General features: G+C 38.8%; 20 protein-coding genes. 14 read left to right on the top strand and 6 right to left on the bottom strand.

The window, feature by feature from the left end; genetic code table 11:
* Window positions 1–10: 10 nt before the first annotated feature.
* From VH441_RS02075 to thiC, 7 genes are all read left to right on the top strand, one after another.
* Complete coding sequence (locus tag VH441_RS02075; protein WP_434353833.1) at window positions 11–811, top strand: thiazole synthase; 801 nt, start codon at window positions 11–13, stop codon at window positions 809–811.
* A 31-nt stretch (window positions 812–842) separates the two neighbouring features.
* Window positions 843–1,691, top strand: coding sequence for a hypothetical protein (locus tag VH441_RS02070; protein WP_434353832.1), 849 nt, complete (start codon window positions 843–845; stop codon window positions 1,689–1,691).
* 27 nt (window positions 1,692–1,718) lie between these two features.
* Window positions 1,719–2,330 (top strand): thiamine phosphate synthase, encoded by a 612-nt coding sequence (locus tag VH441_RS02065; protein WP_434353831.1) that lies wholly within the window; start codon window positions 1,719–1,721, stop codon window positions 2,328–2,330.
* Window positions 2,327–3,490, top strand: a complete 1,164-nt coding sequence (locus VH441_RS02060) for a ThiF family adenylyltransferase (protein ID WP_434353830.1) — start codon at window positions 2,327–2,329, stop codon at window positions 3,488–3,490. The genes VH441_RS02065 and VH441_RS02060 overlap by 4 nt, the downstream gene beginning before the upstream one ends.
* A 168-nt stretch (window positions 3,491–3,658) precedes the next feature.
* On the top strand, window positions 3,659–4,513 hold the full coding sequence (gene thiD / locus VH441_RS02055) for a bifunctional hydroxymethylpyrimidine kinase/phosphomethylpyrimidine kinase (RefSeq protein WP_434353829.1): 855 nt from the start codon (window positions 3,659–3,661) through the stop codon (window positions 4,511–4,513).
* Between the two features lie 77 nt (window positions 4,514–4,590).
* Window positions 4,591–4,989, top strand: a complete 399-nt coding sequence (locus VH441_RS02050; RefSeq protein ID WP_434353828.1) for an acyl-CoA thioesterase — start codon at window positions 4,591–4,593, stop codon at window positions 4,987–4,989.
* A gap of 68 nt (window positions 4,990–5,057) precedes the next feature.
* Window positions 5,058–7,034: a phosphomethylpyrimidine synthase ThiC gene (gene thiC, locus VH441_RS02045; RefSeq protein ID WP_434353827.1), complete on the top strand. Its 1,977-nt coding sequence runs from the start codon at window positions 5,058–5,060 to the stop codon at window positions 7,032–7,034.
* Between the two features lie 791 nt (window positions 7,035–7,825).
* Here the strand turns inward: thiC and obgE are convergent.
* From obgE to prmB, 4 genes are all read right to left on the bottom strand, one after another.
* Entirely contained in the window at window positions 7,826–9,031 is a 1,206-nt protein-coding gene (obgE, locus tag VH441_RS02040) for a GTPase ObgE (RefSeq protein ID WP_434354338.1), read from the bottom strand.
* A 97-nt stretch (window positions 9,032–9,128) separates the two neighbouring features.
* Complete coding sequence (locus VH441_RS02035; RefSeq protein ID WP_434353826.1) at window positions 9,129–10,517, bottom strand: glyceraldehyde-3-phosphate dehydrogenase; 1,389 nt, start codon at window positions 10,515–10,517, stop codon at window positions 9,129–9,131.
* A 189-nt stretch (window positions 10,518–10,706) separates the two neighbouring features.
* Window positions 10,707–11,810, bottom strand: coding sequence for a chorismate synthase (gene aroC, locus VH441_RS02030; protein WP_434353825.1), 1,104 nt, complete (start codon window positions 11,808–11,810; stop codon window positions 10,707–10,709).
* Window positions 11,811–11,866: 56 nt separating this feature from the next.
* Window positions 11,867–12,994 carry a 50S ribosomal protein L3 N(5)-glutamine methyltransferase gene (prmB, locus tag VH441_RS02025; RefSeq protein WP_434353824.1) on the bottom strand — a complete coding sequence of 376 codons (1,128 nt, stop codon included), beginning with the start codon at window positions 12,992–12,994 and terminating at the stop codon, window positions 11,867–11,869.
* Window positions 12,995–13,366: 372 nt separating this feature from the next.
* Here prmB and VH441_RS02020 point away from each other — a divergent pair, with 372 nt between their 5' ends.
* The 5 genes from VH441_RS02020 (at window position 13,367) to VH441_RS02000 (ending at window position 19,991) form a co-directional block, all read left to right on the top strand.
* The gene (locus tag VH441_RS02020; RefSeq protein WP_434353823.1) at window positions 13,367–14,752 is read left to right on the top strand and encodes a L,D-transpeptidase family protein; all 1,386 of its coding nucleotides are present in this window, start codon (window positions 13,367–13,369) and stop codon (window positions 14,750–14,752) included.
* A gap of 188 nt (window positions 14,753–14,940) precedes the next feature.
* Window positions 14,941–17,625, top strand: coding sequence for an alanine--tRNA ligase (gene alaS / locus VH441_RS02015; RefSeq protein ID WP_434353822.1), 2,685 nt, complete (start codon window positions 14,941–14,943; stop codon window positions 17,623–17,625).
* 191 nt (window positions 17,626–17,816) lie between these two features.
* Window positions 17,817–19,103: an aspartate kinase gene (locus tag VH441_RS02010; RefSeq protein ID WP_434353821.1), complete on the top strand. Its 1,287-nt coding sequence runs from the start codon at window positions 17,817–17,819 to the stop codon at window positions 19,101–19,103.
* A 213-nt stretch (window positions 19,104–19,316) separates the two neighbouring features.
* Complete coding sequence (gene csrA / locus VH441_RS02005; RefSeq protein WP_434353820.1) at window positions 19,317–19,571, top strand: carbon storage regulator CsrA; 255 nt, start codon at window positions 19,317–19,319, stop codon at window positions 19,569–19,571.
* A 63-nt stretch (window positions 19,572–19,634) separates the two neighbouring features.
* Entirely contained in the window at window positions 19,635–19,991 is a 357-nt protein-coding gene (locus tag VH441_RS02000) for a HopJ type III effector protein (RefSeq protein WP_434353819.1), read from the top strand.
* Between the two features lie 78 nt (window positions 19,992–20,069).
* Here VH441_RS02000 and VH441_RS01995 read toward each other — a convergent pair whose 3' ends face one another.
* Together VH441_RS01995 and VH441_RS01990 are read right to left on the bottom strand one after the other, a co-directional pair.
* Window positions 20,070–20,375 (bottom strand): YeaC family protein, encoded by a 306-nt coding sequence (locus tag VH441_RS01995; protein ID WP_434353818.1) that lies wholly within the window; start codon window positions 20,373–20,375, stop codon window positions 20,070–20,072.
* Window positions 20,376–20,438: 63 nt separating this feature from the next.
* Complete coding sequence (locus VH441_RS01990; RefSeq protein ID WP_434353817.1) at window positions 20,439–21,386, bottom strand: NAD(+) kinase; 948 nt, start codon at window positions 21,384–21,386, stop codon at window positions 20,439–20,441.
* Between the two features lie 256 nt (window positions 21,387–21,642).
* Here VH441_RS01990 and VH441_RS01985 point away from each other — a divergent pair, with 256 nt between their 5' ends.
* Both VH441_RS01985 and mrcB read left to right on the top strand, forming a co-directional pair.
* Window positions 21,643–22,365, top strand: coding sequence for a Bax inhibitor-1/YccA family protein (locus VH441_RS01985; RefSeq protein WP_434353816.1), 723 nt, complete (start codon window positions 21,643–21,645; stop codon window positions 22,363–22,365).
* Window positions 22,366–22,564: 199 nt separating this feature from the next.
* Complete coding sequence (mrcB, locus tag VH441_RS01980; protein ID WP_434354337.1) at window positions 22,565–25,036, top strand: penicillin-binding protein 1B; 2,472 nt, start codon at window positions 22,565–22,567, stop codon at window positions 25,034–25,036.
* The last annotated feature ends 41 nt before the right edge of the window (window positions 25,037–25,077 follow it).

Here is a 25,077-nt window from a genome sequence, read left to right as displayed (position 1 = left end):
AGGAATACACATGACACAAGACAAGCTAAAATTTTATGACCTTGAGCTAGATAATCGCTTGCTATTAGGTACGGCACAATATCCATCACCCAAGATATTGAACGATGCCATCACTCAGTCGGGTACGCAGATGATAACGGTATCGGTACGGCGTGAGATGGGGGTTGGGCAAGGTCAAGAAAGCTCTGGACAGGCCTTTTGGGAGTTAATTCAACAAACGGGTACTTATGTTTTACCAAATACGGCAGGCTGTCGCAATGTGCAAGAAGCGGTGACCACCGCTCATATGGCACGAGAGCTATTTGATACCCCTCGTATTAAACTTGAGCTGATTGGCAATGAAGATACCTTACAACCCGATGTGTTTGCTTTGGTTGAAGCCGCCAAGATACTTAGTGATGAGGGCTTTCAAGTCTATCCGTATACCACCGATGATTTGATTGTGGCTGAGAAGTTATTGGAAGCTGGCTGTGAGGTGTTGATGCCATGGGGTGCTCCGATTGGTAGTGGTCAAGGGTTACAAAATCCTAAGGCATTACAAACCTTGCGGGCATATTTTCCAAATGTACCTTTGGTGGTTGATGCTGGCATTGGTCTGCCATCACAAGCGTGCCAAGCAATGGAGCTGGGCTATGATGCGATATTGCTAAATACGGCAGTGGCAAAATCTGGCGACCCTGTAGCAATGGCGGTGGCGTTTTCTAATGCAATTCAAGCTGGGCATTCGGCGTATCAGTCTACGCCTATTTTACCCCGAGATATGGCAAGCCCATCCACGCCTGTGGTAGGTACGCCTTTTTGGTTTGATTGATGAGAATGAATAATTGTTTAAAGGATTTCTAATGTCTATTATTAAAAAATATCATGAAGTTAATGATAAATATCCAAGGTTTCAAGGAACTGATGGTATTCCTTATTTTGGTGAAATTAGGGATATTTCTGACTGGGATTGTATTATTGCTAGCTATAGAAAATTAAAATCAGAGCTATTTCCTCAAAAAGTTTTATTCATCATGGATGATATTAACCAATGTGAATATACTTCGATGCACGCTAGCATGCAGGATGAACTTAATGTTGATGAAAGTGATTTTGCTGATGGGGTTGATTTTGATGACCAAGAACAGGAAAAAGCTTTCAATATTAACCTTAAAAAAGCCAGAACTGAGCATATTGTTAATTTTTTACAACGACAAGATGATTTTGATGTAGCACAGTTGACTCAATTGTTAAATCAGATAATTGAGAAAACTAAGCGATATGATGAAAATGACTTAAAAGCAATGGTGCTTTTTAACGAAAAGCCACTTAGAGTCTTAAATAACATAGAAGCGACAAATTTTAAAGAAATTGGTATTTGTATTGATGACTTACCTTCAGATACCTTGAAAATTGCAATGAAACCCAATGGTTATTTTTCATCTGACCTAAATACTTTTGAAAATTATTATGTAATTAATCAGTTGGATAAATTAGGTTTTGAATTTATTGGATTAGGTGCTCAATTACTCACGTTTCTTAAAAAAGCCAATGGCATTGTGAATTATGACGAATTGATAGAGTTTCTGGCAACAATTTACCCTTTAGATAACAAAACTAAGGCAAGATTTCAAAAGATTATTCAAACTAATGAATATCTGATATTACCTTATTGTGAATCTCCCTCAGTGTATTTGTATTTTTATGAATAATAGATACCAACTAATATTAAGCTACTTATGAAAAACTTCCCAAAATTCTACCAAATCATTGATGATGTTGCTTGGTTGCCAAGATTACTGCCTGTTGGTGTAAAACTGGTGCAATTGCGTATTAAAGACAAGCCAATCGACAACGTGCGTCATCAAATTATTGAAGCCAAAGCGTTATGCGAGCAGGCAGGTTGTCAATTGGTGGTGAACGACTATTGGCAATTAGCGATTGAACTTGGCTGTGACTATCTACACCTTGGGCAAGAAGACCTTGCTGAGGCGGACATTGAGCAGATTAAATCGGCTGGCGTTAGATTAGGCATCAGCACCCACAGTCATGAAGAGCTTGATGTGGCTTTGGCTGTCCATCCTGACTACATTGCCTTGGGCCCTGTTTATGAAACCACCTTAAAAAAAATGCCATGGCAACCTCAAGGACTGGATAGAGTACGTGAATGGAAACAAAAGATTAGTGATGTTGATGAAAGTATTCCTCTGATTGGCATTGGTGGGTTGACTATTGAACGTGCAGAAGGCGTCTATAAGGCAGGAGCAGATTGTATCAGCGTGGTCAGTGATGTACTGATGAATGATAACCCTGAGTCAAGGTTAAGGCAGTGGTTGGAGATGGCTCAATGACCACTGTAAACGCCTTAAACGCTTTGGTAGAAGAGAACAAGCATCTAAAAAACAAGCACCAACCTAACCTAAAACATAATCTAGATACAGAAGAGCCTGTAGCGAATACCGAGACATTGAAGCTTGAACGCTACAATCGTCAGATTCAAGTACCGCAAATAGGTTATGACGGACAAGAAAAGCTTGCTAACGCACATGTTGCCATCATAGGGATGGGCGGATTGGGTTGTCCTGTTGGTCTTTATTTAGCAGGAGCAGGTGTTGGTAAGCTAACACTCATTGACCATGATGTCGTTAGCCTTAATAACTTGCACCGCCAAGTTTTGTATTGTGAAGAGGATGTCAACTCATTTAAAAGTGAAACAGCAAAAAAAGCACTGACTGACATTAATAAAGAAATACAGGTTAACAGTCATAACGTTAAGTTAATGCCTAGTAATATTGCCGATTTACTTTTAGATGTCGATGTGCTGGTTGATGCCACAGATAATTTTACCATTAGTTATTTATTAAGCGATTATGCACAAAAAAATAACAAACCGTTAGTATCTGCCTCCGTCATGGGCGTGGTCGGCTATGTTGGGGTTTATTGCTATGGTACAGCAGCCAACAACATACGTCTGCCTAGTTTGCGAGCAGTCTTCCCTAACCCACCGGAAGTCGGACAAGATTGTAATAGTATTGGTGTCATCGGAACAGCCTCTGGCATGATGGGTACGTTGCAAGCTCAAGAAGTTATGAAAGTGATTTTGGGTGATTCAAACCAGCTGGCTGGTAGATTGTTAAGCATTGACTTGTGGACATATCGTCAATCTATCATGGACTTTAGTAATGCCCCTGAGCCGATAAATAAAGCCATTATCATCAGTGCCAATCAGATTGATGAATCAGACTTTATTATAGATGTACGCAGTCACCAAGAAGTTATTCATCAACCTAAAATATTGAAAACCAAAGCATCTAAAGCCAAAGCATCTAAAAACAGACAGGTTCATCACTATCCTATGGAAGATAACGTTGTTAATAACATTATGCAGACAGTTAATGACTTAGCAATAAACCGTCGACTGGTTTTAACCTGTCAATCAGGACAACGGGCATTAAATGTGGCAGATAAACTGATAGAGGCAGGTTTGAATCATGTTGCAGTTTGCATCTAATAAAACTTAGCCTATCTGGATTTTAAAAAAGTAAATTAAGAGCGTAAATAAACGAAAGCAAACGCTTAGAACGAACCATGCAATAAATAGGTAATCAGAGCGTTAATCAAATAGCCATCAAACTGTTTATTGACTAATGTAAGAACAATGGAAAAAATGGAACTAAAAATGACCATACAAAACAATTACTTTGCTCAAGCACTCACCATCGCAGGGTCTGATAGTGGTGGCGGTGCTGGGATTCAAGCGGATTTAAAAACCATGCAAATGCGTGGCGTGTTTGGTATGTCAGTCATCACTGCCATTACCGCTCAAAATACCCTAGGCGTAACAGACATTCACCCGATTCCCACGACTACCATTTCTGCACAATTAAAAGCCATCGCTGATGATTTTGCACCCACGGCGTTTAAAGTTGGCATGTTGGGTAATGCAGAAATTATTCACTGTGTCGCAGATGCTTTACGTACATATGACATTGGATTATGTGTGCTTGACCCTGTCATGATTGCCAAAGGTGGGGCTTCTTTACTTGAAGATACCGCTATAAATGCATTAACAAATGAACTTTTACCACTGGCAGATGTATTAACCCCAAATATTCCAGAAGCTGAAGCCCTAACTGGCATGCAAATTCATAATCTGGAAGACATGAAGAAAGCTGCAAAAAAACTGCAAACAACAGGAGCAAAGACAGTCATCATTAAGGGAGGTCATCAGCTGGATGCCACATTAAGAGATGAAAGCACTGATTATGTATTGACCCCAGAAGGCGAATTCACCCTCACTGCAAAACGATTTGACACCCCACATACTCACGGTACTGGCTGTACATTTTCTGCTTGTATTACCGCTGAATTGGCGAAAGGTCATAGCTTTGAGCAAGCGATACGCACTGCAAAAGACTTTATCACTTGTGCAATCAGCAATCCGCTCATCAATCAACAGGGTGGTATAGGCATTGGTCATGGGCATGGTGCTGTCAATCATTGGGCATATCAAGACCAGTTAAATCAAGGCTAGTTAAGTTAAGACTAGTGAAATAAAAGCCAGTTAAATAAACCAGCGAAAGTTAACAAATAAAAGGGCAACAAAACTTAATGTTTACAACAGAACTCACCGTTACAATCGACCACATTAATTATGGTCATCACTTAGCACACGATAAGTTAATCACCATGCTTCACGAAGCACGACTCAGATTCTTTGATGCCTTGGGCGAAAAAGAATTTAACTTTTATGGCGTTGGTTTAATCGTCAAATCCTTGAATGTGAATTATCGCAAAGAGACGTTTCGTGGAGAGGTTCTAAAATTTATCATTTATATCGATGAAATCCGAGGTGCTGGTTTTTCCTTAAATTATGAAGTCATGAATGAAGCAAACGAATTAATTGCTGATGCACAAGTCGTCTTGGTGGGCTTTAACAATCATAGTGTTGTGCGTCTCCCCGAAGTTGGTCGAAAAGCACTTGGTCAGTTTCAACGATTAGATAAATAGACGAATTAATATTTTCTGTAAGAATTAACCCAAAAAATAAACTTGAGAACTTGATAAAAGGAAACAAAATGTCAAATACTACTCAAAACAACGCTCTAAAAACCCCAGCCCATCGCAAGCCAACCGATGAGCGTTACGAAGAAGAAGCCCGTGACCTCACCCGAAATCTGCCAGCGTCACGTAAGGTTTATATCCAAGGCTCTCGTCCAGACATTCAAGTACCGATGCGTGAAATTACGCTAACGGATACCCCAGCAGGAGGTTTGGGTAAAAAAGAAGGAGAAAACAACCCTCCATTTTACGTTTATGATACCTCAGGGGTGTATACCGACCCAAACGTAGAAATCGACTTAACCAAAGGTCTGCCAAAGCTGCGTCAACAATGGATTGAGGAACGTGGTGATACTGAACAACTGACAGGGCTGTCCAGTAACTATGGACGTGAGCGCGCCAGTGATATTAAGACCGCAAACTTACGTTTTGGTCATATCGATAAGCCTCGCCGTGCCAAAGATATCAACAATTCTACAGGCAGCTCTACGGGCAATGTAACGCAAATGTGGTATGCCAAACAAGGCATCATTACCCCAGAGATGGAATATATTGCGATTCGTGAAACCCAAAAACAACATGAGCTGACCGATATGCGACAGCACGCAGGGGATAATTTTGGTGCAAATACACCTAGAGTCATCACTCCTGAGTTTGTGCGTAGTGAAGTGGCCGCAGGACGTGCCATTATTCCAAATAACATCAACCACCCAGAAAGTGAGCCGATGATTATCGGTCGAAATTTTTTGGTAAAAATTAATGCCAATATTGGTAACTCTGCATTAGGGTCGAGTATTGATGAAGAAGTGGCAAAAATGACATGGGCAACCCGTTGGGGCGCTGATACCATCATGGATTTGTCTACTGGTAAACATATTCATGAAACTCGAGAATGGATTATTCGTAACTCCCCTGTACCCATTGGGACTGTGCCAATTTATCAAGCATTAGAAAAAGTTGATGGGGTGGCTGAAGATCTAACTTGGGAAATTTTTAAAGACACTTTGATTGAGCAAGCAGAACAAGGGGTTGATTATTTTACCATTCATGCAGGCGTCCTTCTTCGCTATGTTCCTACCACTGCTAAACGCTTAACAGGTATTGTGAGTCGTGGTGGTTCTATCATGGCACAGTGGTGTCTGGCTCATCATAAAGAAAACTTCTTATACACTCATTTTGAAGAAATTTGTGAAATCATGAAACAATATGATGTGGCATTTAGCTTAGGTGATGGTTTACGCCCTGGCTGTATTCAAGATGCCAATGATGATGCTCAGTTTGGTGAGCTGCGTACGCTTGGTGAGCTGACTGAAATTGCATGGAAACATGATGTGCAAGTGATGATTGAAGGACCTGGACACGTTGCTATGAACCGAATTAAAGAAAATATGGACTTGCAACTGGAAACTTGCCACGAGGCACCGTTTTATACCTTAGGTCCTTTGACAACAGACATTGCACCAGGATATGACCACATCACCTCAGCGATTGGCGCAGCGATGATTGGTTGGTATGGTACGGCAATGTTATGTTATGTCACGCCAAAAGAGCACTTAGGCTTACCTAATAAGAAAGACGTCAAAGACGGCATCATCACCTATAAGATTGCAGCTCATGCAGCTGATCTAGCGAAAGGACATCCTGCCGCTCAAGCTCGTGATAATGCATTGTCAAAAGCACGTTTTGAGTTCCGCTGGGAAGACCAGTTTAACTTAGCATTAGACCCTGATACCGCTCGCGAGTTTCACGATGAAACCTTACCAAAAGACGCTCATAAATCGGCTCATTTCTGCTCAATGTGTGGTCCAAAATTCTGCTCAATGAAGATTACGCAAAATGTTCGTGACTATGCCGAAGGGCTGGAATTTAAACAAGTGGAAACAGAGCTGGTTGCCCAAGTTGGCGAAGGTACGGTTGATGAAGTAAAAGCAGGTATGGAACAAATGAAACAAAAGTTTCATGATGAAGGCAAGCAGTTATATCATGAAGTTTAATCAAATAATGTAAATAATAAAAAACGGATTAACATTTAATCCGTTTTTTTTGTTTGATATAAATTTTAGAACAATATAGTAAATAACTTACTTTATTAAAATAAAAAAATGCCTAAATAATTTTAGGCATTTTTTAATGGAGTAATTATTGTAAATTAAGGCGAATATTCCATTTCTACACTTTTATCCCAATCATATACACTTCTTACAAATATTAAAATCAACGGAAATAAAGTTAGAGTTTTTATATGATAATTAATAAAATAACTTTAGATTATTTTTCTTCGATTTTTTTTGATGTAGATATAAACAGATATTGCTAGCCACCATACAAATAACAAAAGCTAAGAACCCAGGCATATAGAACCAAAAAATAAGAGCAAGGATTGTTAAAAAAGAGTGTAAAAAACAATATTTATTTTCTAGAATAATACTTGAGTTTAAAACTCCCTTAATCAGAATCACAACATTTATTAATAAATAGAACCATAGGCTTAATTGAAAAAAAAGTCGAATAGCGTTGCCAACAATCAACCAAATATTCCAACCCCATTGATTAGATTCGTAAAAAAATGGATTGTCACCAGCAAATGCAAACACAATAAGAATAACTACAATAATAAACCACATGGGATAAAAGACAAATGCAAACCTCAGATAAAGTCTGATTAACCGAAGCAAGACTCTGTTAATGATATTCATCCATATATGCTGTTCCATTATCAGTATCCAAATACCCTTTATCTTGTGATAGACATTGTCAGTATTAGCCACATCCTACGATTTACAAATTAGGGTACGTAGACTACCTCGACATCACCATCATCATCATCCCACTCTTCATCATTTACCAAGCCTTCACGTTGCGCTTTACGAGCCGCACGGTATGCTTCTTTTTGCTCTTGTGTATTGCGACGCACTTCAAGCTCTAGGCGTTCAAAGCGTTCTTTTTGTTGTTCAGCAAATATTGGATCTTCTTCTTCACGCTCTTTTTCGCGTTCAATCTCATTCATTAAGTGGTGCTTAACAGCATCAAGACCATCCCCTGTTAAGGTTGAGGTTCTAAATACCATACCTGTCCAACCAAGTTCTGCAACAATACGGGTACAAAGTGCATTTTGTTCATCTGTCGGAATCTGATCTAGCTTGTTTAGCACCAAAATTTGTGGCAAATTAGCGAGCTCTGGCGAAAAGTTTGCTAGCTCATCCATAATCATACGTGCGTTTTCAACAGGATCACTTTGGTCAATTGGTTGTACGTCTACAATATGTAATAAACGACGTGTGCGAGCAACATGTTTTAAAAAACGTATACCAAGCCCAGCGCCTTCTGATGCACCAGAAATTAAGCCAGGAATATCAGCCATCACAAATGAGCGTTGCAAACCAACATCAACCACCCCTAAATTTGGAGTTAAAGTTGTAAATGGATAGTCCGCAACTTTTGGTTTGGCCGAAGAAACTTGACGGATAAAGGTCGACTTACCTGCATTTGGCAAACCAATAAGACCCACATCAGCAACTACTTTTAATTCAAATTGTAATTGCTTTAGCTGCCCTTCTTCACCCTTAGTTGCTTTACGTGGTGCTTGGTTGGTAGAGCTTTTAAAATGAGTGTTACCCAAACCACCATGGCCACCTTTAGCCACTAACAGGCGTTGCCCTTTTTTGGTCAAGTCACCTACTACTTCATTTGTATCAATATCAATAATGGTTGTGCCAATTGGTACGCGCAATTCTATATCACTGGCACCTCTGCCAGAACAGTTTTTACTACTACCATTCTCGCCTCGTTTTGCTTCATAACGGCGAGTATAACGGTAATCTACCAGCGTATTGGTGTTATCATCAGCAATAACATACACATCACCACCACTTCCACCATCTCCCCCATCAGGTCCACCTTTGGGTACGTATTTTTCTCGACGGAAGCTAACAATACCATTGCCACCATCTCCTGCTTTCACAGTAATTTTAGCTTCATCAATAAAACGCATGTCATTGCTCCAAAATAAATATAAAAGGGCTTGCCCAGTCGGCAAACCCTTATTATAGCGCATTTTAATTACTATTTTTCTAATTTAAATTTGTGGCTTATGCTAACAAATCAACATAGTTGATACCAGCCATTTGTTTTGCAACACGTAATACCTGTGTGCTATAGCCTACTTCATTATCATACCAAATGTATACAGTAGCATGGTTGTTAGTAACAATCGTTGCTTGTGCATCAACAATACCAACTTTTTGTGCACCAACAAAATCAGTAGAAACAGCTTCAGTTGAATCCACATAATCAATTTGTGCTTGCCATTTATTTGATTCTGCAACACTTTGCAAGAACGCATTTAAGGCATCAGCACTTGCTGGTGCTGTTTTTAAGTTTAGGTTTAAAATTGCCATACTAACATTTGGTGTTGGTACACGAATGGCATTTCCAGTTAACTTGCCGTTAAGCTCTGGCAAGGCTTTACCAACAGCTTTTGCTGCGCCTGTGCTAGTAATAACCATGTTAAGCCCAGCACTACGACCACGACGGTCTTTTTTATGATAGTTATCAATTAGGTTTTGGTCGTTGGTATAAGAGTGGATTGTTTCAACATGCCCTGTTTCAACACCATACTCATCATGCAATACTTTAAGCGTTGGTGTAATTGCATTGGTTGTACAACTTGCGGCACTCACAATCACATCATCACCAATGGTGTCGTCATTTACATTGTATACGATGTTTTTGATATCACCTTTTGCTGGTGCGGTTAACAACACTTTGCTCACACCTTTAGACTGCAAATGCTGACCTAACGCTTCTTCATCTGTCCAGATACCTGTGTTATCAATAATCAAGGCGTTATCGATACCATAGCTGGTGTAGTTAATTTCATTTGGGTTTTTAGCATAAATAACTTGAATAAAACGACCATTAACAATCAAACCGTTGTTTTCTTCATCTAAGACAACAGACCCTTCAAAAGCACCATGTACTGAGTCATGCATTAATAGCTTAGCACGCTTTAATAAGTCGCCTGCTTTTGCAGGGCGAACAACAATCGCTTTTAACTGTAGCCCTTTATCACTGGCAGCTTTAGCAGCAAGCAGACGCGTTAAAATACGACCGATACGACCAAAACCATACAATACAACATCTTGTGATTGGTTAGCATTACCACCAGTTAAACCAGCAACATCAACACCTTGTTTAAGTAATAAAGCAATGTCTAACTTTGCCGCTGTAATTTGTTGTTCAACTAACGCATTTAAAGCTTCAACCGTTTTTAAAATATCTAACTGGTTTTCTTCATGCATGGCAATTAGTTGTTGTACAGACTTATTATCAAGTGTTGAACCTAAAAAGCTAACTTCAACATCGTTTTCTTGCAAAGTTTGTAGCAGGTCAAGTGCTTTAACAGCCGCTTGTTGTTGCTGTTTTTGCAGGTTTAAAAGGTCCGTATATTTTTGTTGTAAACTAGTTGCATCGCTCATTAAAGTTATCTCCAGATTAAATAAATGAACAGGTTTGAAGTAAAATAGTCTACCGACTATTTATTAAATTCATGAGGCTAATTATAAAATAAATAGCAAAAAATTTCTACCAGCTAATGCATATAAAGCTAAGCCATTAGTGATATAAATCTACAAATAGGGCTTTAATAAAAAGTCTGTAAAACTCGACTACTCAATAGGGGTAATAGGTTGAATGACATCTGCATTTTGAGCACGGTGACGTAAATAGTGATCAAGCAAAACAATGGCAAGCATTGCCTCTGCAATAGGCGTTGCCCTAACACCCACACAAGGGTCATGCCTACCCTTTGTTAGCATCTCAACGGCTTCAGATTTTAAATTAATGCTTTTACCTTTTGTTGTAATGCTCGAAGTTGGTTTTAAGGCAATTTTAACGCTAATTGGCTGACCAGAAGAAATGCCACCTAAGATACCGCCTGCATGGTTAGACGTAAACCCATCTGAGGTCAACTCATCTCGGCTTGAATGCCCATACTGCCCAGCAACAGCCATACCATCACCAATCTCAACGCCTTTAACCGCGTTAATACTCATCATGGCATGCGCAATATCTGCATCTAATCTATCAAAAACTGGCTCACCAAGCCCCACAGGAACATGGGTTGCAATCACTTCTAATTTAGCACCACAACTGGTACCCTCTTTACGCAGCTGGGTAATAAGTTTTTCAAATTTTGGTAGCGCATTGGCATCAGCAGTAAAAAATGGATTGCTGTTTACAAACGCCCAGTCAATATCTTGATAGTCCATTGGCTTAGCATGTTCAGCACCAATTTGTGTCACATGACCATTAATTTGGATACCAAGTTTTTTTGCCAAATATTTTTTTGCAATGGCACCCGCCGCCACTCGCATCGCGGTTTCACGTGCAGATGAGCGCCCACCACCGCGATAATCACGAAAACCATATTTCATACTATAGGTATAGTCAGCATGCCCTGGACGGAAAGTATCTGCAATTTCGCTATAGTCCTTTGATTTTTGGTCCGTATTACGGATTAATAGCCCAATAGAAGTGCCTGTTGTTTTGCCTTCAAACACACCAGAGATAATCTCTACCTCATCGGCTTCTTTACGTTGAGTTGCAAATTTTGAAGTACCGGGTTTGCGGCGATCTAAATCAACTTGTAAGTCAGCTGTACTCAGCTCGAGCCCTGGTGGTACACCATCAACAATCGCCATAAGACCAACACCGTGCGACTCACCACAAGTAGTTACTGTAAATACTTGACCAATTGTATTACCTGCCATTCTATTACCTTTTTATTCCTTTACCCTAAAATTTATAATAAAGACTAAGTTAATACTTAAGCCAAGTTGTTAACTTTTTGTGCAAACAGATCACGATACTTAACTAGCTCATCTTTGGTAATTGCAAAAATACCGTGTCCACCATGCGCAAATTTTAGCCAATCAAACTGTATTTCTGGATAAGATTGATTTAACGCCCATTCACTCTCACCCACTTCACAAACCAACAAGCCTTTATCGGTTAAAAAGCCTGATGCTTGATACAAAATATGATGTACCAAATCTAGGCCATCTTGCCCTGCCGCAAGCGCATGCTCTGGCTCATGAATAAATTCTGGCGGTAATTCTGCCATAATCGCAGCATCAACATATGGCGGGTTTGTAACAATTAAATCATATTGGTTTTCTGGGTTTAATTTCTCAAATAAATCCGACTCGACCAAATTAACTTGCCCAACCATGCCATGGTGCTCTACATTTACCGCGGCTACTTCTAATGCATTTTTGTCAATATCCGTTGCATCAATAGCGGCATTCACAAAACGACTCGCAAGCGCAATCGCAATACAAGCAGAACCTGTACATAAATCCAAGATACGTTCTGGACTTGATAAAAACAGCTCTTCTAAACCATGTGAGTAAAACTGCTCATTACTTGATTTATCATCTATAATGACTGATTTAGCTAGGTCATTGGTTTCAAAATAAGGATAAAACTGCTGGCGTATTAACTCTGCAATGGGTGAACGAGGGATTAATACTCGTTCATCAACATAAAATGGCAAGTCGCAAAAATAGGATAAATTAATCAAGTAACTAAGAGGTTTACGTTCAATGATTCGCTGTTGTAATAAAGTCAGTACGGCAGTTTTTTCATTATCAGTTAATCGACAATCTAAAATTTGCTCATCTACCGCCCAATCAAGCGATAACGTATGCATTACAATGGCAGCACTTTCTGCAAACTCGTCGGTTGTCCCTTGAGCAACCACCACATCATAACTGCGTAGTTGAGTCACACAAAAACGAATAAAGTCACGAATCGTACGCAAGGATTGATGTGCTTCGTTTAATTCTCGTTCTAAATCATCCTCATATTCAGTCGCTAATTGATGAGACGCTGGTGTTTCTATTTGTGTGTTTATATTTTCAGATTCGGTATCTTCAAACTCATGAATTTGCATTTTTATTATTAACCTCAAATTTTAAGTTATGCCAATTTTTAATTAAACGTTATTTAAATAAAATATTTAGCAATTATATAAGCAATGCCATCATAATAACAATTAAATGCACTAATATCTCTATAAAGATTCCATCTTTTATCAATAATGGTTAGTAAAAACAAATCCATCCTAATGTTTAAAAATAAAGAATTTATGTTTATGTAACATTTTTTTGCTAAAATAAGGCAAAAATCATTTCATAGCGATAAGTTTTAAAAATACAGTTACAAATCTACCAATGAAATCTGTTACAAAATATTGCTATTATTCTTGACGATTAAATTTGCACAATTTATTTTTATATCTATTTTCATCTCAAAAGAGGTTAACATGCAAAAATTTTCATTTGATTCAAGCAAGTTTGGCTTGAAAGGACTCTCAACCACTCTGCTGGCTAGCTCTATTGCTATCGCATCTATCTCGGCAACAGCGGCAACTGAAAAAACTTTACCATTTAATGAGTTGCAGGATGCCAGTGCTCAACAGGCATCACAACCTCAAGCTTTTACAATCGAGAGTTTATCTGGCACAACTATTAAAGAAAGTAGCACTGTTTTAGAAAATACTAAAACAGATGCGAATGATGAAATTCAAAATGTGATTACAGAAGCTAATAATACCGCAACTGAGATAACCAATGTTGGTGTTGTTAGTGACACTTCATCTGATCCCCTAGCCTATGAACTGCCAGAGTCAGAGCGTAACAACGACTTAGTTGGCAATGATGACACCACCATTGATAGCATCATTAAAGGAACAGCAGTCGAAACAACCACCACCAATACGCAAACCGGTACCAACCAATTGCCACCTGGTACAAAAACAGCCACGCTTTCGCAATACGCAGCAGCCGTTAATAAAGGCAAGTGGACACCAGGCATGAAAAAAGTAAACACCATGACAGTTAAGTTACAAGCTTTGCTAGATTGGAACCATGCCTCGCCAGGTCCTATTGATGGCGGTTGGGGTATGAATAGTAAAAAAGCACTTAAAAACTTTCAGGCAATGAAAGGGCTTAAACAAACAGGACGTATGGATCAAGCGACTTGGAATGCATTAACCGCAAAAATCCCTGATGAACGCCCAGTTTTAGTTGAATATACCATTAGCAAACAAGATGCGAATACTCGATTTATGCAAATTCCATCTGGTTACCCAGCTAAGTCAAAACTACCAGGTATGTACTACAATAATATTTATGAAATGTTTGCCGAACGCTTCCACATGGATATTAACTACCTTAAAAAACTTAATAAGGGTAAAAAGTTTGTTGCTGGGCAAACAATTACCGTTTATAACCCAGGTTTATCATTAAATGAAACCATTACCCGTGTGGTAGCAAACAAAAAAAATGAAACCCTTTACGCTTATAATGGTAACAAGCTTGTTGCCACTTACCCAACAACCGTTGGAAGCAGTGCAACACCATCACCACATGGTACTTATAAAATTGTAAACAAAGTGAAAATGCCTTGGTACAATGCAACAGTGGGTGAAGGCGCAACCGCTAAAAAATATAAAATTGCACCAGGTCCAAACAACCCTGTTGGTGTAGTATGGATGGGCTTATCAAGACCATCTTATGGTTTGCATGGCTCACCAGTACCTGAAGGTATTAGTCGCCAAGCATCACACGGTTGTATCCGCTTAACAAACTGGGATGTGTTAGAGGTTTATGCTAACATCAAACGCGGTGCAACTGTTGAGCTTAAGTAGTATCATTAATTCAATTTAGGTTTGTCATTTTAACAGCCTTACTTTAAAGACCAGAGCAAATGCTTTGGTCTTTTTTGTTAAATTGTCAATTTATACAAGTGGTAGATATTCACCCAGCATTAATATCTATGCTAAAATATATACCTTTGTATTTATAATTATTTATCTCATTTAGCTAGGATTTTTCAATGAGCCAGCCAGTTAATTTCATGTCTTCAAATCAGCTTCGTCAAGCTTTTATCGATTTTTTTGTAAGCAAGGGACACACACATGTACCTTCTTCAAGTCTTATCCCACATGATGACCCTACTCTACTGTTTACAAATGCAGGCATGAACCAATTTAAAGACACCTTCTTAGGCTTAGAACAGCGTGACTACAATCGTGCTGTCACCTCTCAAAAATGTGTACGTGCTGGTGGCAAACATAACGACCTAGATAACGTTGGCTACACCGCTCGTCACAATACTTTTTTTGAGATGTTGGGCAACTTTTCTTTTGGTGATTACTTTAAAGAATCGGCCATCCCGTTTGCATGGGAGTTTTTAACTTCAAAAAATTGGCTGGGGCTAGATGCAGATAAGCTATACGTTACAATTTATGAGAGTGATGATGAAGCTTTTGATATATGGAATAAAAAAATTGGTTTAGCACCAGAGCGTATCATCCGTATTGGTGATAACAAAGGCGCACCTTACCAATCTGATAACTTTTGGATGATGGGTGATACCGGACCATGTGGACCATGCAGTGAAATTTTTTATGACCACGGACCAGAGGTTGAAGGCGGCTTACCTGGTACCCCAGAAGAAGATGGCGATCGCTATATCGAAATCTGGAACTGTGTATTCATGCAATACAACCGCCAAAAAGATGGCTCTATGGAAAAGCTGCCAAAACCAAGTGTTGATACTGGTATGGGACTTGGACGCATTAGCGCCATTATGCAAGGCGTGCATGGCAACTATGAAGTCGATGTTTTTGTTAACCTGATGAATGCAGCTGCAAAAATTATTGGCATTAATAACAATCAACAACCCTCATTAAAAGTTATTGCTGACCACATCCGCGCTGTATCATTTTTAATTGCAGATGGCGTTATACCAAGTAATGAAGGACGTGGTTATGTATTGCGCCGCATCATCCGCCGTGCTGTACGTCATGGGAATAAGCTAGGTGCAAATGAAAACTTTTTTAATAAAATGGTTGCGCCTTTAGTAAAAGAAATGGGAGAAGCATACCCTCAGCTGGTTGAACACCAATCACATATAGAAAACGCCATTGAAAAAGAAGAAACCCAATTTGCTAAAACCTTAGCACAAGGGCTACGTTTATTATCTACAGAGTTGGAAAGCTTGCAAACAGGTGATACTTTATCGGGAGAAGCTGCCTTTAAGCTGTACGATACTTATGGTTTCCCGCTTGATTTAACCGCAGATATTACACGTGAAAAAGGCATTAGTATCGATGAAGCAAGTTTTGAAGAACAAATGCAAGCACAACGTGATAGAGCACGTGATGCTGGTAAATTTGATGTTGATTACACTGCCCTCATTAATGTACAAAAGCCAACTGAGTTTTTAGGCTATCAGCAACTTTCTGAAGCCAATAGCAACATTATTTCTATTTATCAAGAAGGGAAACCATTAGGCAGCTTGACTGAAGGTCAAGAAGGTGTGATTGTGCTTGATAAAACCCCATTTTATGCTGAGGGTGGTGGTCAAGCAGGTGAATTGGGCGAAATTCACACAGCTTCAGGCGTGTTTAAAGTCCAAAATACTAAAAAGTCTGGGCAAGCAATCATCCACTATGGTGTAGTAACGATGGGTGCAGTTAGTGCAAGCCAAACGGCTGACGCACAAGTTGAATCGACTGTGCGTGTCAATAGTGCTAAAAACCACTCAGCAACTCACCTACTACATGCATCATTGCGTAACGTTTTGGGTGATGGCGTTAGCCAAAAAGGCTCTTTAGTCACCAGCAATGTATTACGTTTTGACTTTTCACTTGACCGCCCAGTATCTATAGAAGAGCTGGTTAAGATAGAACGCATGGTTAATGAGCAAGTCTTAGCGAATACCCAAGCACAAGCTCAAACGATGCCAATTGATGAAGCAATGGCAAAAGGTGCGATGGCATTATTTGGCGAAAAGTATGGCGATAATGTTCGTGTACTTACAATGGGCACAGTAGACAGTGATGATAAGCCATTTTCTATAGAATTATGTGGTGGTTTGCACGTCAACCGCACGGGTGACATTGGCTTATTTAAAATTGTATCAGAATCTGGCATTGCTGCCGGCGTACGCCGAATCGAAGCGTTAACTGGTATCAACGCCATTAAATTTGTGCAAGAAGGCGAAGCCCAGTTGCAAATACTCGCTGGCAATTTAAAAGCCAAACGCCCAGAAATTGCCGACCGAGTGCAAGCCATGGCAGATAAACAGCGTGATTTAGAAAAACAGTTAGAACGTTTACAACAAAAGCTTGCCAGTAGCCAAGCAGCTAGTTTAATAGAACAAATAACCCTTGTAAATGAGGTGCCTGTACTTATGGCAACCGTTAGTGGTATTGATGGAAAAAGCATACGCCCACTGATGGATGACCTAAAATCTAAAAAGCCTGAAGCAGTTATTATCTTAGTAGGTGATAAAGATGGTAAGACAGGCGGACAACTTGCGTTAGCTTGTTCTGTTGCTAAACAATTAACCAGCCAGATTAAGGCAGGTGACATCATTAGACATTTAGCAACTGAGCTTGGTGGCAAAGGTGGTGGTAAACCTGACTATGCTCAAGGCGGCGCAACAAAACCAGATGGTTTTGAACAAATAATGCAAAACCTAAATACATGGATTGCAGAACAGCTAAGCTAGTTACTTATATAGATAGTAAACATTAAAAGAGCTAATAAACTTAGCTCTTTTTTTTGGCTTAAAACAAACAGTTTTTATATCCATAAAAAATTTACAGCTATATTTGCCATAAAATTGGCTATAAATTTGGTTAACACTCTAAAATATGGTATAAAGCATATCTGAATTTAATTGAGATTAAGGTTATATCAATGGCGTTAATTGTGCAAAAATATGGTGGTACGTCGATGGGTAACATCAGTCGTATCAAAAACGTCGCAAAACGTGTTAAAAGCTGGCACGATAATGGACATCAAGTGGTGGTAGTGGTTTCTGCAATGAGCGGTGAAACCAACCGACTAATTGATTTAGCAAACCAGATTAATAAAAATCCAGACCCTCGCGAATACGACCAAATGGTCTCTACAGGCGAGCAAGTGTCTATTTCATTACTTGCAATGGCATTGCAAAGCATTGGGGTTGGTGCGCGTTCATTTACTGGTGGGCAAGTTGCGATTAAAACTGACGATACTCACAACAAAGCTCGCATTAAAAGCATTGATGATGAAAGAATCCGCAAACAACTTGATGCCGGTAACGTTGTTATTGTTGCTGGCTTCCAGGGTATCGATGAACACGGAGATATCACAACATTAGGTCGCGGTGGTTCTGACACCACTGGAGTTGCCTTAGCAGCCGCATTAAAAGCAGATGAATGCCAAATTTATACCGATGTAGATGGTGTTTATACCACAGACCCCCGCCTAACTTCAAAAGCAAAAAAGCTAAGCCGCATTACCTTTGAAGAAATGTTAGAAATGGCAAGCTTAGGCTCTAAGGTATTACAAATCCGTTCCGTCGAATTTGCTGGTAAATATCAAGTTCCACTTCGTGTGCTATCAAGCTTTGATGAAGATATTGACGGAAAATTTGATGAAGACTTTAAAAACAATGTTGGCACACTAATTACTATCGACGAAGGAGACAGCATGGAACAGCCTCTAATTTCTGGCATCGCATTTAACCGAGATGAAGCAAAGATTGTTGTACGTGGTGTACCAGACCACCCTGGTATCGCTGCTGCTATTTTAACACCCGTTGGTAAAGCCAATATTGAAATAGATATGATTCTGCAAAATGTTGCTTCTAACGGTCTTACCGATTTTAGCTTTACTGTTCACAGAAACGACATGGATAAAACCATTGAAGTGTTAAATAATGAAGTGAAAGAAGAAATTGGCGCTGCTGAAATTTTTGGCGATGATAAAGTTGTTAAAATTTCTCTTGTTGGTGTTGGTATGCGTTCACATGCTGGTGTTGCAAGCACCATGTTCCAAACATTGGCTGAAAACAATGTAAATATCCAAATGATTTCTACCAGTGAAATTAAAATCTCTGTATTGGCTCAAGAGCAATACTTAGAAAAAGCCGTGAAAAAGCTACATACCGCATTTGGTTTAGATAGAGAAGATGGTGAAAGTCACGTTGCTGGCACATAATACCAAAAGTAATCTTTAACTATCGGTACTATTTAAATAAGCAATCATTAACATTGACTATTTATAGTGACTAAAAGATAAAACATGTTTATAATATACGGTCTACGACTTTTAAAAAGCTGTAGACCTTTTTCATATTGGGCGATATGTTAAATTGGTAAAATCATGTTTAATTTATTATTGTTGTATTTTGCGACATAAGGAGCTTGACGCATGTTAATTTTAACTCGCCGTGTTGGCGAAACGCTTATGATTGGTGATGAAGTAAGTGTCAGAGTTTTAGGGGTAAAAGGCAACCAAGTGAGATTAGGTGTTAATGCACCTAAAGATATTGCTGTACACCGTGAAGAGATTTACCAAAGAATCCAACACGAGCGTTCTATGCAAAATCACATGCAGCATTTAGAGGAACAAAACTTCAACAACTCATTTAATAGTTTTGAAGACGATGATTACTTTAATCGCTAATTTTATGCTTATTTAGTTTTAAGATAAGCAAACTTATTTAAATAACCCTAGGTTTTAAAAATTATGAATTCTTATAGCAGCATTACAGAACTTTTGGCTGCCTTAAAAAATGATACCGCTATTTTTAATGATGTCATTACATTTGTTGATACATCATATGACTTTACCCCTATCAGCTTTGTAAATGGCAATAAAACAAATGAGTTGGGTGAAAACAACGGCAGTGCCAAAGTGTTTGCATTAGCAAAATCTCACGGCCTAAATAAAGCTGAGACTTTAACACTTTTTGCTGAGCATTATAAAAAAGTTGTTGCAACACCAACTGATACTGACCATGATAATATCCGTAATTTTATAGAATTTGGATGGGAGGGTATTAAGATGTCAACAAACCCTCTAACAAAGAAAAAACTTAACTAGATAGATACACGATATTTAAATAAAAAACGGTGCTTTTAAGCACCGTTTTTCTTATAAGTTATTTGCATAGGTTAATTTTTACTTATTTTTAAAGTTAACTGGTTTTACAGTTGGGTTTGGATTGTTTGGATAATGGTGTTCATGCTCAACATCACAGGCTTCCCCTACTACTGTACCGTCTTTTTTAACTGGTTTATTGATAAAACCAGTTCTTTCTTCAACCGCTAGATGTTCATGCTCCCACACCATCACTGCTTGCATACATGTTTGTAATTGTTCTGATGTTAATTTGCGCCCATCTGCCCATTTACCAATTTCAATTGCTGTTCTAAACTTTTCAACAATTTCTGGGGTTAATGACTCTAAAATTACTTGTTTATCCATTGCATTCTCCTACATCAATACTTGTTAAGTAAATACGCATATTGAAGGTCTAAACTGTTTTGATTAATCATCAATATCTAGACCAAACTCTTCTGCATAAGCATTCCAGTTTAATTTGGTACGGCACGCTTTATAAAAATCAAAGCCTGGTGGGTGTAATAACGTTAATTTATCGGGATGTTTACGAATATAAAGGCATTGATTTTTCTCAATAGGGATGCTTGTTGTGCCATCTGCACTTACCATCGGCTGAGTACGGTTATCTTCATGAAGATCTATTTTAATTTCACTACTGCCACTTACCACAATTGGTCGACTCGATAAGGTATGTGGATGCATGGGTACTAAACAAATGGCATCTAAACTAGGATGCACAATAGGACCGCCACCAGAGAGTGAATACGCCGTAGAACCCGTTGGTGTTGCCGCAATTAAACCATCGCTATGTTGACGATAAACTGGCTGTCCATCAATTTGCATTTGAAAATCTAACATATGTACCGACTTACCAGCATGCAATACAATATCATTTAATGCCATACCTTTATGGACTATTTGATGACCTTCTCTTATTTCCATTGACAACAAAAACCGATGGTCAAGCTGGTAATCCCCAAGCATAACATGCTTTAGCTTTTCATATATCTCATTTGGGTTAACATCTGCCAAAAAACCCAAGCGCCCACGGTTTACTCCCAATACAGGCACGCCATGTTGTGCCAGCACACTTGCAGCATGCAACATGGAACCATCTCCCCCAACCACAATCGCTAAATCACAATGTTCACCAATTGTGTTTCTTGGCACAACTTCAACATTAGGTAGTTGATTAAGTGTTAGTGTTGGTAAATGTGCCGTGTCTTCATCTAACACAACCGATAAAGAAAACTCTTTTTGTAAAATTTTGGCAATATAAACTAGCGTTTTAGTAACACTCTTTTTGCCAGCTCTACCCATTAAGCCAACTTTTTTAAAGGCTGGCGCACTGATATTGTCTTGTAATTTCTTCATGATTAATAACTGCTTAGCACTTTTTGACATCGGTTAAAAAGCTTTATTAGCTATAATAAAACAGTGACAAAGGATGTCTACTTATTATTTGTATAATAACATTTACCGTCTTTTTTAGCTGTAAGATTTTACAAAATAATTGTTTTGTTTTATCTCACAAACTCATACAATGAAGAAACTTGAATTAATAACACCTTACCCACATTAAGTAGGTAAATTGATTTAAAATCACTTATTCAAAAAAAAGGATACTTTTATGGCAAACCCTATTATCAGCCGTACTGAACTGGCAGTTGGTCAAAAAGCCATGACGGTTAAAGGCGTCGTTCGTAAAACAGGATTTATGCTTGCACTCTCTACCCTTTCAGGCATTGGTTTGTTTTTTTATGCTTTAATGTCAGGCTTAAGCGCTAGTTTTGTATACATGCTGGCCCTTGGTAGTATGTTTGCTGCCTTTGGTTTGGGGCTTTTTTTAACCTTTAAACCACAAATGGCAAAAACCTTGGCTGTACCTTATGCCTTGTTAGAAGGCTTATTTTTAGGTAGTGTTTCGTTAATCGCAATGCGCTATGCGCCAAGTATTCCGCTTACTGCCCTATCAGCAACCTTTGTAACCGCAGCAATCATGCTAGGTTTATATCGTTCGGGTGTTATTAAAGTAACTGAAAAATTCCGTTCTATTTTAACCTCTGCAATTTTTGCCATTTTGATTTTGTACGTTATCCAATGGGTTATGCGTTTGGGGTTTGGCTCTAGCATCCCGTACTTATTTGACGGTGGCATGATTGCCATTGGCTTTAGTATATTTGTTATTTTAATTGCGTCATTTAGTTTATTGCTTGATTTTGATAATGTAGAACGTGGCGTAGCCATGGGCATATCTAGCGACTATGAATGGGTTTATAGTGTGGGCATTTTAGCCACATTGGTTTGGATGTATATCGAATTTGTTCGTTTGCTAAGCTATTTACAAGAGTAACCGACCCGATCACTTCATCATTTTTTATTAAACCACTTTGCTATTGCTAAGTGGTTTTTTGTTTCAAAAAGCTTACTCATTAAGATTTATCCATACAAATTTCACAATTGGCATCGTTAAAAAACTGATTACCACTCAATAATTAGCTATAATGGAATAAATTTTAGATGGTAATTTAATAGTGTCAAAGCAACAACATATTAATCAAAATCACTCCGCAAGCAACAAACAGCATGGATTTGTTTTAAGCTTTTTGTTTTTACTTGTGCTGATTGCCGCTATGGTCATGTTCACATTATATGTGATGCAGCTTGACCGCACAGTGGTTAACAAATTTGAAGGTAAACGCTGGAATATACCTGCAAAAGTATATTCAAAACCTCTGGAGCTTTATCAAGGTGCAAGTGTTGATACCGTTACACTCGACAAATGGTTAAGCTTGCTTAACTATCGCTCAAATAGCAAATACAACACAACTGGTAGCTTCCACAAGGCAAACAGCACTTATTACATTCATACCCGTGGCTTTAGCTACGGCAATGATGATATAGAAAATGAACAAGTTATTAAAGTTAACATTAACAATGGCAGAGTTAATAGCGTACAAAGTACACAGCAAAGTAAAACGGGTATTATAAGACTTGAACCCATCAACATTGGGGGGATTTATCCAGACAATAATGAAGACCGAGCGGTTGTTTCATTAAAAGATACACCTCAACCACTAGTAGATGCGCTAATAGCAACAGAAGATAGAAACTTTTATAGCCATAAAGGCATCTCATTTAGAGGTATTGCCCGTGCTGTCATTAATAACTTTTCTGGCAAATCCATGCAAGGTGGCTCTACCTTAACCCAACAGTTGATTAAAAACTTTTATCTTAACTCAGAGCGTAGCCTTAAACGTAAGGCAAACGAAGCAGTTATGGCGGTTTTGTTAGAAGTTCACTACGATAAAAATCAAATTCTACAAGCTTATATGAATGAGATAAACTTGGGACAAAATGGCAATCGTTCTATTAATGGTTTTGGATTAGCTTCGCAATTTTATTTTAATCGACCATTAAAAGAGTTAAGAGTTGACCAACAAGCCATGTTGGTTGGCTTAGCAAAAGGACCGAGTTATTATAATCCAAGAAGACACCCAGAGCGTGCTAAAGAACGTCGTAATGTCGTACTAAATAATATGCTGGTCACTGGCAAGTTATCTCAAGCCGATTATGAAAAAGCCATTAAACAACCATTAGGCGTGGTAAAAAAAGCAAGCGTTGGTAAAAGTCGTTTCCCTGATTTTTTAGACATTGTTAAACGCGAGTTGAATGAGTTTTATGACGAAGAAGACCTTAAAAATGAAGGCTTACGAATCATTAGTACCATCGATCCTATTGCCCAAATGGCAGCTGATAAAGCCATTGCAAATAAGCTTAATGGTCTACGCAGAGTAAGCAGTCGTCAATTAGAATCTGCCTTAGTCAGTGCCAATCCAGAAACAGGGGAACTTGCTGCTGTGGTTGGTAGTGGTAGTAATTTTACTGGTTTTAACCGTGCAGTCGATGCCAAACGCCAAGTTGGCTCATTATTAAAGCCAGTTATTTACTTAACTGCACTACAAAGTAAACGTTATACGCTCGCTAGCCCTGTTGAGGACAGTCCAATTACGTTAACCGTAGATGGCACTCAATGGACACCACAAAACTACGATGGCAGAGAGCACGGATATATTGGCTTAACCAATGCGTTAGCAAAATCATACAACCAAGCGGCCGTTCGCTTGGGTATGGAGTTTGGTGTCGATACCTTTATTAAGCAGCTTAAAAATATGGGCGTTACACAAAACATCGAGCCTTACCCTTCGGTTTTACTTGGTTCAGTTGCCTTAACACCTATGGATATGCTGGGTGTTTATCAGGTATTTGCAACCGGTGGTTTTAGAACGCCAATCCATAGTATCCGTTCGGTTATTGATGATAAAGGCAATGTGTTACAACGTGTTGCCTTTGAAACCAGGCAAAGCGTACCCACCGATGCAAACTACCTAACCAACTATGCTATGCAACAAGTCGTTAAACAAGGCACCGCTAAAAAAGCGTTATCACTTGGTAAGCACCTAAACTTAGCAGGTAAAACTGGCACAACCAACGATTATAAAGACGCTTGGTTTGCAGGCTATAGTGGCAACTATGTGAGTGTTGTATGGGTTGGTCGTGATGATAACAAATCAATTGGACTAAGCGGTAGCTCTGGTGCATTGCCTATTTGGGTTGATTATATGCGCCGTCTAAACTTAACACCTGTTTCATTACCGCAACCTGATAACATTGAATGGATGTGGCTAGAAAATGGTGAAGGCACTTTATCAAATGAGCTTTGCACCAATGCAAGATATATGCCTATCATAACCAAAACAGTACCAAAAGAAGCAAGCAGCTGTGCGCTTGGCGTATATGAACAAGAAATCTTGCAAAAGCAACAACGTGAATATAACGAAGCACAGCAAAATGAGGCTATTCAACAACAAAGAGAACATGAAGGCTTAACCCAATTTGAGCCAAATGACGATAGTAGCCTAAAACAGTTTGACCCTAATGATGCTAATAGTCCAGAAGATCAGAGACCGTCACAAAACTCTAATCAACCAACTTGGTATGATAAAGCATTGGAATGGTTTTAACTTTTAACGTTTTTTAACAAAACAGTCTGTATAACCAATTT

The sequence above is a fragment of the Psychrobacter sp. HD31 genome (genome assembly GCF_051097895.1).
Lineage (GTDB): Bacteria > Pseudomonadota > Gammaproteobacteria > Pseudomonadales > Moraxellaceae > Psychrobacter.
Note: the sequence above shows the minus strand (reverse complement) of the source record. Positions and strands in the feature narration are given on the sequence as shown.

Coding starts and splice junctions, on each gene's coding strand:
- VH441_RS02070 (WP_434353832.1), top strand. CDS start 843: ATGTCTATTATTAAAAAATATCATGAAGTTAATGATAAATATCCAAGG.
- VH441_RS01995 (WP_434353818.1), bottom strand. CDS start 20,375: ATGGATAAACAAGTAATTTTAGAGTCATTAACCCCAGAAATTGTTGAA.
- thiC (WP_434353827.1), top strand. CDS start 5,058: ATGTCAAATACTACTCAAAACAACGCTCTAAAAACCCCAGCCCATCGC.
- obgE (WP_434354338.1), bottom strand. CDS start 9,031: ATGCGTTTTATTGATGAAGCTAAAATTACTGTGAAAGCAGGAGATGGT.
- thiD (WP_434353829.1), top strand. CDS start 3,659: ATGACCATACAAAACAATTACTTTGCTCAAGCACTCACCATCGCAGGG.
- alaS (WP_434353822.1), top strand. CDS start 14,941: ATGAGCCAGCCAGTTAATTTCATGTCTTCAAATCAGCTTCGTCAAGCT.
- VH441_RS02060 (WP_434353830.1), top strand. CDS start 2,327: ATGACCACTGTAAACGCCTTAAACGCTTTGGTAGAAGAGAACAAGCAT.
- VH441_RS02000 (WP_434353819.1), top strand. CDS start 19,635: ATGAATTCTTATAGCAGCATTACAGAACTTTTGGCTGCCTTAAAAAAT.
- VH441_RS01985 (WP_434353816.1), top strand. CDS start 21,643: ATGGCAAACCCTATTATCAGCCGTACTGAACTGGCAGTTGGTCAAAAA.
- VH441_RS02065 (WP_434353831.1), top strand. CDS start 1,719: ATGAAAAACTTCCCAAAATTCTACCAAATCATTGATGATGTTGCTTGG.
- VH441_RS02020 (WP_434353823.1), top strand. CDS start 13,367: ATGCAAAAATTTTCATTTGATTCAAGCAAGTTTGGCTTGAAAGGACTC.
- VH441_RS02010 (WP_434353821.1), top strand. CDS start 17,817: ATGGCGTTAATTGTGCAAAAATATGGTGGTACGTCGATGGGTAACATC.
- VH441_RS01990 (WP_434353817.1), bottom strand. CDS start 21,386: ATGAAGAAATTACAAGACAATATCAGTGCGCCAGCCTTTAAAAAAGTT.
- csrA (WP_434353820.1), top strand. CDS start 19,317: ATGTTAATTTTAACTCGCCGTGTTGGCGAAACGCTTATGATTGGTGAT.
- VH441_RS02050 (WP_434353828.1), top strand. CDS start 4,591: ATGTTTACAACAGAACTCACCGTTACAATCGACCACATTAATTATGGT.
- VH441_RS02075 (WP_434353833.1), top strand. CDS start 11: ATGACACAAGACAAGCTAAAATTTTATGACCTTGAGCTAGATAATCGC.
- aroC (WP_434353825.1), bottom strand. CDS start 11,810: ATGGCAGGTAATACAATTGGTCAAGTATTTACAGTAACTACTTGTGGT.
- VH441_RS02035 (WP_434353826.1), bottom strand. CDS start 10,517: ATGAGCGATGCAACTAGTTTACAACAAAAATATACGGACCTTTTAAAC.
- prmB (WP_434353824.1), bottom strand. CDS start 12,994: ATGCAAATTCATGAGTTTGAAGATACCGAATCTGAAAATATAAACACA.